Below are 13,249 nucleotides of genomic sequence, written 5' to 3'. Positions count from 1 at the left end.
GTGTCCTCCTGCTGTATCCGTTCTTAATTTCTGAGCATTTCCAGACCGGCACGCAGCCGACGCAGGGACTCGTCTTTGCCGAGCACGGAAAGGATTTCCATCGCACCGCCGGGCGTAACCGTTTGCCCGGCTGCCGCCACGCGCACCGGCCAAAGCAAAACGCCGTTTTTCACTTCCAGTTTTTTGGCAAGCGCCAGCAGGTCTTCGTGCAGGGCATCCACGCTCCAGTCATCGAGTGCCTGCAGATCCGCAATGGCCGCTTCCAGCATGACCGGAGCATTCTCCAGATTTGCTTTGCTCTTTTTGTTAACAAAAATCTCTGTGGTGTACGGCGGCACTTTCTTAAAGAATGCCAGCATATCCGGCAGGTCGGTCAGCTTCAGCACGCGGGGCTGCAGCACTTCCGCCAGAACCTTCCAGTTTTTCTGCGCGTCGCCGAACACCTCACGGAAGTACGGCATGGCTTTTTCAATAAACGTTTCCTGCGGCATTTTTTTTAGATACTCGCCGTTCATCCAGGTCAGCTTGTCGTAATCAAAAACTGCCGGGCTTTTGCTGATGCCGTGAATCCGAAATTGCTGTGCCAATTCGTCCAGTGTAAACAGTTCCTCGGTGCCCTGCGGCGCCCAGCCCAACAGCGCAATATAATTGATAATCGCTTCGGGCAGGTACCCCTCCCGAAGCAAGTCTGCAAAGCCGGTGGAACCGTGGCGCTTGGAAAGCTTGCTGGTGCTGCCGTCCGCGTTGCGGCCCATAATCAGCGGCAGGTGAACATATGTGGGAAGCTGCCAACCAAAGGCTTCGTAAAGCAGGTTGTACTTCGGCGTGCTGGTCAGGTACTCGCAGCCGCGCACGACGTGCGTAATGTGCATCAGGTGGTCGTCGATGACATTGGCAAAGTTGTAAGTCGGGTAGCCGTCTGATTTGATTAAAATCTGATCTTCCAGTTCGCTGTTTTCAATGGTAATCTCACCGAACACGCTGTCGGTAAACGTGGTGCTGCCGGTCAGCGGCATTTTCTGGCGGATCACCCACGGCGTACCGGACTGCAGGAGCCTGTCCACTTCCTCCTGCGGCAGGTCGCGGCAGTGGCGGTCGTAACCGCCAAGCCCATTTTCATCATGCAGGGACGCCAAACGCTCCTTGGAGCAGAAGCAGTAGTATGCCTTGCCCTCTTTCACCAGCTGCTGGGCATACGGCAGATAAAGCGCCTTTCGCTTGCTCTGCACATACGGGCCGTATGGGCCGCCGATATCCGGCCCCTCGTCATGCTTTAAACCCACTTGCTGCAAGGTATGGTAAATCACGTCGGTGGCACCTTCCACCAGGCGCTCCTGGTCGGTGTCTTCGATTCGCAGGACAAATGTGCCGCCCTGAGATTTCGCGATGAGATATTCATATAAAGCTGTGCGCAGGTTGCCAACATGCATAAATCCCGTTGGACTGGGTGCAAAGCGGGTCCTGACTGTCTGGTTCTCCAATGTAATAACCCCTTTTCGTTGACGTTCCTATTATTATACCGAAAAATCGGGGAAGACGCAATAAATTTTCCAGTGTATTTTTGCACGCGGCCGCAAACCCTATAGCAGGAGGTGAAGGAACCATGCAGGAACCAGAGAAAACAGCACCGGGCAGCGGCACAGAAAGGCTTTCCGCCTATATGAAAGAAACCATCCACAGTCTGGCGCTCAGCCAAAATTCTGCCGAAGACATCGCGCGGTTTGCAGAAAACTACACCCGGCTGGAGCAGCCGAAAAAGACTTCGTAAGCACACCACACCTTTTGGAAGCGCCCCTGCGGCTGCTTCCTTTTCATTTTCCTGTTTTCCGCGCCCGCCGTTTATGGTATACTAAACAACAAGAAAACATACAGGGAAGTGGAGCAATTGGCGTTTCAGGACATTTATCAAACCATTCACGACAAAGCCGCCCGCAAAGCGGCAAACACAGACTTACACAAAGTCGGAGACTTGACTGTTGAGGTCACCCTGACCGGCGAGGGCGGCGGCGTTTTTTATGCGGCCGTCAGGGACGGTGTGTTTCAGATGGAACCGGTCGCCTGCATCAAAAAGGATCTCAGCGTGCAGATTTCCGCCCATGATTTTCTGGATATTCTAAGCCGGAAGCTGAACCCGATGTCCGCACTTGCACACGGCAAAATCAAGACCAAAGGAAACCTGGCAAAAGTTCTGCAGCTGAAAAAGCTGTTGTAAATGTTCTATCACATCCAAAAACCGCACAGAGGCGCTGCCCGCAGCAGCGTTTCTCCGTGCGGCTTTCTTTTTACTGCGTCCTTTGGCAAGCGTCACAACCGCGTGCCGCGCCGCGCACCGCCAGCACACATTCCGGGTTCACGGAAAATGCGTCAACGCCCATGCGCAGGAAGGTCTGCGTCAGCGATAAATCCGCCCCCAGTTCCCCGCAAATGCTCACCCGGCAGCCGTGGCGGTGCCCCGCCTCAACCGTCATTTGAATCTCGCGCAGGACAGCGGGATGGTGTGGGTCAAAGAACGGCTCCAGATTCGGGTTCTGCCGGTCCAGTGCACAGGTGTACTGCAGCAGGTCATTCGTGCCGATGGAAAAGAAATCACATTCCTGCGCAAGTTCCTCCGCGCAAAGCACCGCAGCGGGGGTTTCCACCATAATGCCCACTTCCACCTGACCGGTGCGTATCCCCTGCTGTTCCAGTTCCGTGCGGCACTCCTGCAGCACTTCCCTACACGCCCGCAGTTCCCGCACGCTGGTAATCAGGGGAAACATGACTGCAAGGTTGCCAAACACCGACGCCCGCAGCAGCGCGCGCAGTTGTGTTTGAAAAAGCGTGCGGTTCGTCAGGCAAAGGCGCACCGCACGCCGCCCCAACGCTGGATTGGGTTCTGCGGCAAGGTGCATATAGGCTGCGGTTTTGTCCGCACCGAGGTCGCAGGTGCGCACCACCACTTTTTTAGGCGCCATCGCCTGCAGCACCTCCCGGTACGCCGCAAACTGTTCCTCTTCCGCAGGGTAAGTTTCCCGGTTCAGATACAAAAATTCCGAGCGGAACAGGCCAATGCCGCAGGCATCGTTTTCCAGAACCGCCGGCAAATCTGCCGGGCCGCCGATGTTCGCGCAGACAGCGACCATCTTGCCGTCGCGCGTCACGTCCGGCTTTCCTTTAAGTGCAAATAACTGCTCCTTTTGCCGCTGTGCGGTTTCGCGGCGCTTTTCGAGTTCTGCCAAAACTGCCGGCTCCGGATCCAGATAAATGCGGTCGCTGCCAGCATCCAGTGCCGCCGGTCTGCCATTCCAGCTTTCCTCCACCTCGCCGCACTGCACAAGCGCCGGCAGATTCCGGCTGCGCGCCAAAATGGCAGTGTGACTGCTGAGGCTGCCGCCGCGTGTCACAAGCCCCAGCAGCAGACGTCTGTCAAACCGCATGGTTTCCGAAGGTGTCAGGTCATCTGCCGCCAGCAAAAACGGTTCCTCCGGTGGTAAAGCAGGTTCACCGCCCAGTAAAAAACCCAGCACTGCCTGCCCAATATCCCGCACATCGGCGCTGCGTGCCTGCATATACGGATTGTCCGTCAGCGCGGCAAACGCCGCCGCCTGCTCCTGCACCGCTTTTTCAACCGCATAGGCGGCTGTCCGGCGTTCGCTGCAAATCAGTTCCCGCACACGGCCGACAAAATCCGCATCCTCCAGCATCATGGCATGGATTTCAAAGACAGCGGCCGCCTCCCCGCCGGCTTCCGCCTTTGCCTTTTCCAAAAGGGTTCGCTGCTGCTGCACCGCCTGCCGTTGTGCCTGCACAAAGCGGCGCAGCTCGACTTCCGGGTTTTCTGCTTCTGCCCTGCTCACCGCGGCGCGCCTGCGTTTCAGAAAATAAATGTTTCCGATTGCAATGCCGCCGCACACACATTTTCCTTTTGCAGTCTGCATGGCGCTCCTCCTGTCCAACAAAAAAGCCGGCTGCCTTTCACGGCTGTACTTTCGCTCCGGCGTTTTCCCGCCGCCCTGCCAGCCGCTTTTCAAAGCAAACCGCCAGCGGCAGGCGGTCATAGGGCGGGTAGTTGGAAATCCGGCAGTATCCCATGGATTCGTAAAGATGCACCGCGGCTGTGCAGGCTTCGCGCGTCTGCAAAACCAAACGCAAAAAGCCCTGTCGCGCCGCCGCTTGCTCTAGTTTTTGCATGATTTGTCTGGAAATTCCCTTCCCGCGAAACGGTTCAGAAACATAAAGCCGCTTGATTTCCGCAGTGTCTTCGCTTTTGCGTTTGAAACTTCCGCAAGCAGCGGCTTGCCCCTGCACATAAACAAGCAGCACATCGTGAATCTCCCGCAGGGAGTTGTATGGGATAAATCCGCCTCGATTTTCCTTCCCGCCAACCAACCGGTCAAAGTACGATTCCAGACACGCGCTGAAACGCACGAAGTCCGGATGCGTACCGTCCGCCCACTGAAAGCGCAGCTGCAGTTTTTCCTCCAACGATAAAGACCTCTCTTCCTCATCTGTATCCAATCTATACAGGCAGCGAAAGCCTTTTCTGCAAAAAACCGCACAGCAAGCCGAAAAAGCGGCTTTACCATGCGGTTTTCTAAGATAAACTTTGGAGCAGAAGACGGGAATCGAACCCGCATTCTCAGCTTGGGAAGCTGATGTTCTACCACTGAACTACTTCTGCAGAATACGCAGATTATTATAACACAAAAGTGCCCACCCCGCAAGACTATTTCAACAATTTATAGAAAAGTTCTTTTTCAACAGTAGAATCTGCGGAAACCGCCACCAGCACATACTGCCCCTGCTGCACCACCACAGCATTCTGCACCATGCGATACTGCGCGACGTTCACCGCCCGCAGAGCCTGCGCCTTGCTGCTCAATCGCTCGGCAACCGCCTTTTTTACCGCTGGCGCATCTGCCGCCCGGCGCAGCTGAAAGCAGCAAAGCTCCCCTGCTTTGTCGCTTCCTTTGGCAAGCCACATTCCCGCGCCCGCAAGCAGGTCAGCGTCAACCGGATAATACTTCTGCACAGAAGCGGCCGGTACCTGCGTGTATGCTTCGCTGTAACCCAGTTCTCTGACCATTTTGACCGCCAGTGCATCCGCCTGCGGAGCAGATTTCTCCTTTTCAAAGCTGTGCAGCGTGCGTACGCCTGCAGCAACCACGCAAACCGCCAGTGCAACCGCTAAGATTGAAAGAAGAATCCACCGTGGCTGCACGCGGCTTTTCATAAGCGAGTTCCCTCCCCGGCAATTTTTTCTATATTCTAATGCTTTTTCAATGAAAAATAGTTCTAAAATCGAAATAATATAAGCAGAATTTAAAGTTCCGTCTGCTTGCATCCACTGCGCCGTTTACATAAAATATTCATTTTTGTTCAGTAAAAATCTTCCGGTGAAAAAGTCTTCCACATTTTCAACCGTGTTTTCCACAGTGAGAAGGCATTTTCACGCCATTTTCCGGGATTCCGAAAAAGTTTTCGCCTGTTTCAACTTTTCAGCTGTGCAAAACTTTTATGTTCAGACTTTCGATATTTCGGATTTTTGCAGAAAGGTGTCCGGAGCATTTTCCATACCCGCCATGTTCCGGAAGCGCTCCGCAAAAAAAGACTGCCGCAGGGAATCATCCTGCAGGCAGTCTCTTTTTCACCGGTTCAGGCTTCTGCCCTCCCCACAAACTGACTGTTGTACAAATTGGCGTAAAATCCGCCTTTGGCAAGCAGGGCTTCGTGCGTGCCCTGCTCCACAATATCGCCGTGGTCCATGACCAAAATCAAGTCTGCGTCGCGAATCGTTGACAGACGGTGCGCGATGATAAACGAGGTGCGCCCTTTCAGCAGATTATCCATCGCCTTTTGAATCAAAATTTCCGTGCGTGTATCCACACTGGAGGTTGCTTCATCCAAAATCAGAATCTGCGGATCCGCCAAAAACGCGCGCGCGATGGTCAGCAGCTGCTTCTGCCCCTGGCTGACATTGGTTGCCTCCTCGTTCAGAAGCATTTCATACCCGCCCGGCAGGGTACGCACAAAATGGTCTACCTGCGCGCTTCTGGCAGCCTCCAGAATCTGCTCTTCCGTGGCGTCCTGCCTGCCGTAGCGGATATTGTCCCGAATGGAGGCATTGTACAGCCAAGTGTCCTGCAGCACCATGCCGAACAGTCTGCGCAGTTCATTGCGCTGGAAGCTGCGGATGTCATAGCCGTCCACCAAAATCGCACCCTCGCTTACATCATAAAAGCGCATCAGCAGCTTCACCATGGTGGTTTTACCGGCGCCGGTCGGGCCGACAATGGCAACCCGCTGCCCCGGCTGCACCACCGCGCAGAAATCATGGATGATGGTTTTTTCCGGCGTGTAGCCAAAGTGTACGTGTGCAAACTGCACGCTGCCCGCCACGTGAATGTTCAGTTCCGTATCCGGTTTGTCTGTGCAGTTAATGGTCATAGCGTTTTCGCTGTCCGCCGGCTCCTCCGCTTCGCTTAGGAAGGCGAAAACCCGCTCGGCGGCAGCGGTCGTCGACTGCAGCACATTGGAGATATTCGCAACCTGCTGAATCGGCTGGGTAAACTGGCGTACATACTGCGTAAATGCCTGAATGTCACCGACGGTAATGGCACCGTGCACGGCAAACCAAGCCCCCAAAATGCAGGTTACTACAAAGCCGATATTGCCAATGAGCATCATTACCGGCTGCATAAGTCCCGACAAGAACTGGCTCTTCCAAGCAGAATGGTACAGCTTCTCATTATATTCGGAAAAAGCCGCTTCATTGCGCGCTTCGCCGTTAAAGGCGCGCACCACCACATGGCTGCCGTACATTTCCTCAATGTGCCCGTTGACGTGGCCCAGATAATCCTGCTGCTGCTTAAAGTATTTCTGCGAATGTTTTACCACCAGCAAAATGACCACCGCAGACAGCGGCACAATACACAGCGCGGCAAGCGACATCTGCCAGTTGATAGAAAACATCATCACGAGGATTCCCACCAGCTGCGCCGCACTGGTGATAATCTGCGTCAGCGATTGGTTTAAGCTCTGGGAAATCGTATCCACATCATTAGTCAGACGTGAAAGAACCTCGCCGTTCGTTGTTGTATCATAGTAGGAAAACGGCAGGCACTGAATTTTTTGTGCAATCTCGCGGCGCATCCGGTATGCCGTTTCCATGGTGACGCCCGTCATCATCCAGCCCTGCAGATAGTTGAACGCGGCGCTGATGATGTAAATCGTCAGCAGAAACAGCAGAGTCTGCCCCACGTGTGCAAAGTCAATTCCCTGACCGGTACCGGAAACCTTTTTCAGCAGTCCATTGAAAATTTCCGTGGTGGCATTGCCCAGAATCTTCGGCCCCAAAATCATAAAAACGGTGGAGGCAACCGCAAACACAAGCACCAGAAAAATACGGAATTTGTACTTGCCAAGGTACTGCAGCAGTTTTTTCAGCGTACCGGAAAAATCTTTCGGCTTTTCGCCGGGCATATGCATTGGTCCGTGCATCGGCCCGCCCATGGGCCCGCGGCGTTTGGGCGGTGCGGAAGTTTTCGGCTCGCTCATGCTAACTCCTCCTTTGAAAGCTGACTGGAAGCAATCTCATAGTAGGTCGGGCAGGTGCGCAGCAACTCACGGTGCGTTCCGCAGCCGACAATCCGCCCCTCATCCAGCACAATAATCTGTTCCGCGTTCCGTATGGTTGACACACGCTGTGCCACCAGCAGCACCGTGGCCTGTCCGGTTGTCCGCTTCAGTTCGGCACGCAGCGCGGCGTCTGTCTTGAAGTCTAAAGCCGAAAAGCTGTCGTCAAAAATATAGATTTCCGCATGGGTAGCCAGCGCACGCGCGATGGAAAGGCGCTGTTTCTGCCCACCGGAAACATTGTCGCCGCCCTGTGCAATGGGGGTTTCCAATCCCTCTGGACTGCTGTCAACAAACTCCGCCGCCTGCGCGGTTTCTACGGCGGTGCGAATGGCCGCCGCGTCCGCATCCGGCACACCGTAGCGCAGATTGGAAGCAATCGTCCCCGAAAGCAGAACCGCCTTCTGCGGTACATAGCCGATACGCGCGCGCAGGTCGCTCTGGGTAACTTGGCACACATCCTGCCCGTCCACACAAACGCTGCCGGCTGTCGCGTCGTAAAAGCGCGGAACCATATTGACTAAGGTACTCTTTCCGGAACCGGTGGAACCGATAAACGCCGTGGTCTGGCCCGGCTTTGCAGTAAACGTAATGTTGTGTAAAACGTCCTCTTCTGCGCCGTCATAGCGAAAACATACGTTTTTAAACTCGACCCAGCCCTTTTTGGCATTGTCAAACGGCTTGGGCTGCTCGGGATCGCGAATGCTCGGCTCGGTTTCCAGCACATCTGCAATGCGACCCGCTGAAACCGATGCCCGCGGAATGAAAATAAAAATTGCAGAAATGAACAGGAAACTGGTGATGATCTGCATAGCATACTGCATATAAGCCATCATGTCGCCCACCTGCATGGTGCTCTGCGCGACTTGATGCGCCCCCACCCAGACAATCAGCAGGGACACGCTGTTCATAATCAGCATCATAGCCGGCATCATGACCGTCATCAGCCGGTTGACAAACAACTGGTTATCCGTTAGGTTCCGGTTTGCCGTATCAAAGCGTTTTTCTTCAAAGTCCTGGTTGCTGAACGCGCGGGTGACCATCAGGCCGGTCAAGTTCTCACGGGCAACCAGATTCATCCGGTCAATCAGGCTCTGCATCCGCTTAAAGCGTGGCAGCGCAATTGAGAAAATGACGCCGACCAAGCCCACCAAAACAATCACTGCCAACGCAATAATCCAGGTCATGGAGACACTCTTGCGCACTGCCATGGTGATACCGCCGATTGCCATAATCGGCGCGTAAGCCAGCATACGGATACCCATCATGATTACCATCTGCACCTGCGTAACGTCGTTGGTCGTGCGTGTAATGAGGGAAGCTGTGCTAAAGCGGTCAAACTCCGTGTGGGAAAAATAATTGACCCGGTGAAATACATCGCGGCGCAAATCCCGGCCAAGACCGGAAGACGCGCGCGACGCCAGCAGCCCCACCAAAATGGCGGCCAGCGCACTGGCGACCGTCAGCGCCAGCATTTTGAAGCCCTCCAGCAGGATATAGTGCTGCTCTAAAGCGCTGGTATCCACACCCAATTCCTCATAAAGGGACTTCACCAGCACTGTGCCGCTCTGCAGTTTCACAGAATCCTGCACTTTCTGTGCTTTCTGTTGCGCATCGGAAAGCGTTTTCTGCGGCAGCTTTGCCAGCATCGGCGCCATCTGATACAGCTTGGTAAGGTTGATTTCCGTCAAATCGGTTTTATCTGACGAGGTGGTTTTAGAACCCGACTGTGCCTGCAGGCTTTCCATAGTATAAAGGAAGCTCCAGGTCGTTTCGCCGAAAATCTCGCTGACCTGCGTGCGGTCGGCATCTGCTTTCAGCGTATACACCGCTTCCTTCGCATTTTTAGGATACTGCCCACTGACCGTTCCCTTGGCTGCCTGCTGATAGTTCCGGTCAATCTGCTGTTTCTGCTTCTGCGTCATGAAGCTTTGAAAAAACTGCATTCCCTGCTCACTGACCGCGTCCGGCGCAGCATCGGTAATGCCGTTCTGCTGAATGCCGACATTGACAATGTCGCTCATATAGTTCGGCAGGGACAAATCACACAGTGCCTGACCGAACAGCAGCAGGACCGCCAGCAGGATGGGGCCAATGTAGGCTTTAAAGTAACGAGCAATTCTACTCATGGTCTGCTTCCTTTCAAAATACGGATTTATTTGGGTGCAAAGCTGGCTTCAATTTCTTCCTGCATGATATCCGCCAGCTCATTCAGCAGCACCGTCAGTTGCAGCACCTGCTCGTGCCCCATGCGCAGCATTACACGGTCCACGCAGGCTGTCAGTTCGGCATTCATGCTTTGGTAGCGTTCCAGCCCACAGGCGGACAGGCGAACATACACCGCGCGGCGGTCGGTACGGCTGTTGACACGCTCAATCAGCCCCTTTTCTTCTAAAGTAGTCAGCAGATGGCTGATGCCCGACCGGCTGATGCCTAAACGCTGACCCAGTTCGCTTGCACGCACACCCTCACCGTTCTGGCGGTGCTTCACATGGTGAAATACCATCATCTCGCTTGGTGTAAGGTCTGCCTGGTGGTGCAGTTTGCCCGAAATTTTGCCGACACGGCGCGCTGCGGCAAATAAACGCTCCCGATCACTTTCCGGCATTACAAAACTCCTTTCTTTCTGCTGTGCCAAGGATTTGTATGAAGCAATAGTTGATGCAGCAGAATTGTTTATATTAATCAACTGTTTGTCATTATAAACTTTTGCGCAAAAATGTCAATCTTTTTTGGCAGGAGGCATCGCCAAGCCTAACAAAAAGTGCTATGATAATCGAGAGGTGAAACCATGGGCAATTCCCTGTGCTTAAACGGCGGCCGCAGGATTTTTTACGAAATCGTGCGCAAACCTGTCAAAAATATCAATCTGCGCGTCACGGAAGCGGGGCTGGTGCGCGTTTCAGCAAACCGCCGGGTATCCGTTCGCCAAGTGGAAGCGATTTTGCGACAGCAGGAGCGCTTCCTTCTGCGTGCTCTGGAAAAACAGACGCAGCGGCAGGCGCTGTCCCCTCCGGCGCATCGGTACCATTCCGGTGAAACGTTCCGCGTCTTGGGGCAGCTGCAAACGCTGCAGACCTCCGCCGGCACAAAAACAGCCGCTGCTCTGACAAAGCGTGGGCTGCTCTTGCAGACAGCACCGGAAACTTCAGCGGAAGACTGTCGCCGCTGCATTGAACGCCTGCTCACTAAACAATGCCGCATCATTTTCACAGAAGCGGCCGCAGGCGCCAAAACGCTGCTGCAGGGACGACCGCTTCCCGAAACCGTAACGCTGCGCATCCGCCGCATGACATCACGCTGGGGCAGCTGTATTCCTGCCAAAAACATCATAACACTCAGTACCCGTCTGCTGGAACTCCCTCTGCCCTGCATACAAGCAGTTGTCCTGCATGAGTATGTGCATTTTTTGCACGCAGACCATTCCAAAGACTTCTACGCCGAACTGGAACGTGTCATGCCGGACTACCGGCAGCGTGTGGCTCCGCTTTCCTCTCTCCCTTATTCTTTCTTTTACAATGAATAATTTCAAAAATTCGCAAAAAGCTATTGACAAATCTTTTTCAAAATGCTATTCTATTAGGGCTGGTTCACGAGAGTGTCTTGCGAATCCGTTCAAATGAATCATTAGCTCAGTCGGTAGAGCACCTGACTTTTAATCAGGGTGTCCGGGGTTCGAATCCCCGATGGTTCACCAAAACAATATAATTCGAACTGTTCCATGTGTATTTTTCTTGCATGGTATGTTTGGATTATTCGTCCGAAAATATTGAGTAATATTTGTAATGAAGATGAAATTGACTTTACTTAAGTTCATTTTAATTATAAATATTACTCTTTTTTATTTGTTTTTAGAAAGGCAGCAGGTTAGCTCATAATCACACTTTGTATTTCAATTCTAAACAATAACTTTGAAATGGTTCGTCTGTGTGTGTTTTGCTGATTCGACTACTCTGTTCGTGCATTGAACCTTTGGCGTGTAGGTATTCAAAAAGCCCCCGAAACCGCATTTGTATGCCGTTTCGAGGGCTTCTTTCAGCAGAAAAGCTAGTTTTTAAAATACGTCCGAAAAAGCATCCAGCGTTCTGTAATACGAAGCTTTCGGATAATACAGGGATGAAAAGAGCAGCGGCTGATCGCCTTTTCTCCAAGATACATCATCGGAAAGCCCCCACCAGGTGATTCCTGTGATTTTTCCGCCTGCTTTTTTCACTTCACAAACGGCTTTCATAATATTGTACAGGTACGATGCCTGCTGTGTTTCCGTACTTGCTCCCGCGTCCAACTCGGTGATTTGAATCTCCAGCCCTGCCTTCTGAAAAGCATGCAGAGCCTCCTTGTAATACGATGCACTTGGGAAAGATGTACTTAAATGTGACTGACAGCCGACCCCGCTGCAGTAGCGCGTACCCGCATTGATATAATTGATCATTTTGATGATATCGGAAGATTCCATGTAGGTATTATAATCGTTGTAAAACAAACTTACTTTATTTGTTAGTCCGAAATACTGGATCGTTTCATAGGCATAACGGAACGCATTCTTTACAAACTGCGGATAATCCGTAACACTGCCGTAAATTTGATTCCAGCCGGAAGTCGATGACGAATGCAAGTATTCATTCACAACATCCCACGCATAAACAGCGCTTCCGTACTTGCTTAAGCAAACATGATTCATAACCGTTTTGATATAAAATTCCATGCGCGCGTCCATCACCGTGGAACTTACATTGCTGCCGCTCGCGTTATAATTCGATTTAAATAACCAGGATGGTGTTTGAGAATGCCATATGAGCGTATGAGCGCGAATCCCCAAACCGTTGTTGTAACAAATCTGAAGCACCTTGTCGACCGTGGCAAAGTTTATTTTCGGTACGGTGGACTCTTTGTAGTTGCTGGGAATGTAGTATCCCAGCGCTTTTGCCTGCGAAACGGTCAGCAAGGATGGTGCAGACCCCAGCAGCGCATCCGGCTTCATTTCATTTTCAAGCGTAATGCTGTTGTACCTTTCTTTGATAACCTTTAGCGTGGATGCATTCTGCAGCTGCGACAGGGATACGCAGGTGCCAACCCTTCCGAATTTAGAGCCATAAGTGTTTTGCAATGTCTGGTCGGCTGTTGCGGCCTGTGCTTTTGACAGACCAAGCGGTGAAATAAAGACCGCGCACACCAGCACTGCCGTGCAGATCTGCCTGAATACCTTTTTCACGATATGACCTCCCATTTTTTATATGATATTTTTTCTATTATTTTACTATATACTTTAAACAGCGTCAATCTAAAATAGTAAAAATTTCAAAATTTTGTTCCTTTATTTTTGGCTTCTGCAGGAGCCTTCCCTCTTTGCCCAAGAAAACCCGTTTCTGCGCTGGAAGATACCCGAACACAGAAAAAGGCACCCACACATCGTGGATGCCTTCGAATATTTTAGTCCCGTGTAACGCCCGGGTAATCGACTGCTATACCTGCTTTTGCTGATAAGTCTTCGGAACAGTTCAAAAAGGACCTCAACGCCGAATTTAAAGCCTTCGGTTTGGCATGAAAAGATAGGCTTGCTGGATATTTCCAACATATATAGTGTAGCACGCACGCCGCTGTTTGTCAAATACAAAGCCTTGCCCGCCATATACTT

Annotated in this window: 11 protein-coding genes and 2 tRNA genes; 4 read left to right on the top strand and 9 right to left on the bottom strand. The window is 52.4% G+C overall.

Annotation, left to right across the window (positions count from 1 at the left end; all coding sequences use genetic code 11):
- Window positions 1-23: 23 nt before the first annotated feature.
- Window positions 24-1,481 (bottom strand): glutamate--tRNA ligase, encoded by a 1,458-nt coding sequence (gene gltX / locus PXC00_RS04655; RefSeq protein WP_275844392.1) that lies wholly within the window; start codon window positions 1,479-1,481, stop codon window positions 24-26.
- Between the two features lie 122 nt (window positions 1,482-1,603).
- Here gltX and PXC00_RS04650 point away from each other — a divergent pair, with 122 nt between their 5' ends.
- Both PXC00_RS04650 and PXC00_RS04645 read left to right on the top strand, forming a co-directional pair.
- Window positions 1,604-1,768: a hypothetical protein gene (locus tag PXC00_RS04650; RefSeq protein WP_275844391.1), complete on the top strand. Its 165-nt coding sequence runs from the start codon at window positions 1,604-1,606 to the stop codon at window positions 1,766-1,768.
- A 117-nt stretch (window positions 1,769-1,885) separates the two neighbouring features.
- Complete coding sequence (locus tag PXC00_RS04645; protein WP_275844390.1) at window positions 1,886-2,212, top strand: SCP2 sterol-binding domain-containing protein; 327 nt, start codon at window positions 1,886-1,888, stop codon at window positions 2,210-2,212.
- A 70-nt stretch (window positions 2,213-2,282) separates the two neighbouring features.
- Here the strand turns inward: PXC00_RS04645 and ptsP are convergent, their stop codons facing one another.
- From ptsP to PXC00_RS04610, 7 genes are all read right to left on the bottom strand, one after another.
- Window positions 2,283-3,917 carry a phosphoenolpyruvate--protein phosphotransferase gene (gene ptsP, locus PXC00_RS04640; protein WP_275844389.1) on the bottom strand — a complete coding sequence of 545 codons (1,635 nt, stop codon included), beginning with the start codon at window positions 3,915-3,917 and terminating at the stop codon, window positions 2,283-2,285.
- 37 nt (window positions 3,918-3,954) lie between these two features.
- The gene (locus PXC00_RS04635; protein ID WP_316935111.1) at window positions 3,955-4,464 is read right to left on the bottom strand and encodes a GNAT family N-acetyltransferase; all 510 of its coding nucleotides are present in this window, start codon (window positions 4,462-4,464) and stop codon (window positions 3,955-3,957) included.
- Between the two features lie 122 nt (window positions 4,465-4,586).
- Window positions 4,587-4,660 (bottom strand) — tRNA-Gly (locus PXC00_RS04630).
- Between the two features lie 45 nt (window positions 4,661-4,705).
- Window positions 4,706-5,212 carry a DUF4358 domain-containing protein gene (locus PXC00_RS04625; RefSeq protein WP_275844387.1) on the bottom strand — a complete coding sequence of 169 codons (507 nt, stop codon included), beginning with the start codon at window positions 5,210-5,212 and terminating at the stop codon, window positions 4,706-4,708.
- Window positions 5,213-5,634: 422 nt separating this feature from the next.
- Window positions 5,635-7,536 carry an ABC transporter ATP-binding protein gene (locus PXC00_RS04620; protein ID WP_275844386.1) on the bottom strand — a complete coding sequence of 634 codons (1,902 nt, stop codon included), beginning with the start codon at window positions 7,534-7,536 and terminating at the stop codon, window positions 5,635-5,637.
- Complete coding sequence (locus PXC00_RS04615) at window positions 7,533-9,743, bottom strand: ABC transporter ATP-binding protein (RefSeq protein ID WP_275844385.1); 2,211 nt, start codon at window positions 9,741-9,743, stop codon at window positions 7,533-7,535. Before PXC00_RS04615 ends, PXC00_RS04620 begins: the two co-directional genes overlap by 4 nt.
- Window positions 9,744-9,769: 26 nt before the next feature.
- Window positions 9,770-10,222 (bottom strand): MarR family winged helix-turn-helix transcriptional regulator, encoded by a 453-nt coding sequence (locus PXC00_RS04610; protein ID WP_275844384.1) that lies wholly within the window; start codon window positions 10,220-10,222, stop codon window positions 9,770-9,772.
- 183 nt (window positions 10,223-10,405) lie between these two features.
- On the opposite strand from PXC00_RS04610, the gene PXC00_RS04605 reads away from it, so the two are divergent.
- A complete protein-coding gene (locus PXC00_RS04605; protein WP_275844383.1) occupies window positions 10,406-11,140 on the top strand; it encodes a M48 family metallopeptidase in 735 nt (244 codons plus the stop codon).
- Window positions 11,141-11,235: 95 nt separating this feature from the next.
- Window positions 11,236-11,311 (top strand) — tRNA-Lys (locus PXC00_RS04600).
- Window positions 11,312-11,668: 357 nt separating this feature from the next.
- Here the strand turns inward: PXC00_RS04600 and PXC00_RS04595 are convergent.
- Window positions 11,669-12,826, bottom strand: a complete 1,158-nt coding sequence (locus PXC00_RS04595; protein WP_275844382.1) for an endo-1,4-beta-xylanase — start codon at window positions 12,824-12,826, stop codon at window positions 11,669-11,671.
- Window positions 12,827-13,249: the final 423 nt, after the last annotated feature.

Origin of the sequence: Caproicibacterium argilliputei (assembly GCF_029211325.2) — a bacterium.
Taxonomy (GTDB): Bacteria; Bacillota; Clostridia; order Oscillospirales; family Acutalibacteraceae; genus Caproicibacterium; species Caproicibacterium argilliputei.
This window is presented reverse-complemented; position numbering and strand designations above follow the sequence as displayed.

Excerpts from the sequence above, each read along its gene's own strand:
- PXC00_RS04650 (WP_275844391.1), top strand. The coding sequence starts at position 1,604 with ATGCAGGAACCAGAGAAAACAGCACCGGGCAGCGGCACAGAAAGGCTT.
- ptsP (WP_275844389.1), bottom strand. The coding sequence starts at position 3,917 with ATGCAGACTGCAAAAGGAAAATGTGTGTGCGGCGGCATTGCAATCGGA.
- PXC00_RS04625 (WP_275844387.1), bottom strand. The coding sequence starts at position 5,212 with ATGAAAAGCCGCGTGCAGCCACGGTGGATTCTTCTTTCAATCTTAGCG.
- PXC00_RS04620 (WP_275844386.1), bottom strand. The coding sequence starts at position 7,536 with ATGAGCGAGCCGAAAACTTCCGCACCGCCCAAACGCCGCGGGCCCATG.
- PXC00_RS04615 (WP_275844385.1), bottom strand. The coding sequence starts at position 9,743 with ATGAGTAGAATTGCTCGTTACTTTAAAGCCTACATTGGCCCCATCCTG.
- PXC00_RS04610 (WP_275844384.1), bottom strand. The coding sequence starts at position 10,222 with ATGCCGGAAAGTGATCGGGAGCGTTTATTTGCCGCAGCGCGCCGTGTC.
- PXC00_RS04605 (WP_275844383.1), top strand. The coding sequence starts at position 10,406 with ATGGGCAATTCCCTGTGCTTAAACGGCGGCCGCAGGATTTTTTACGAA.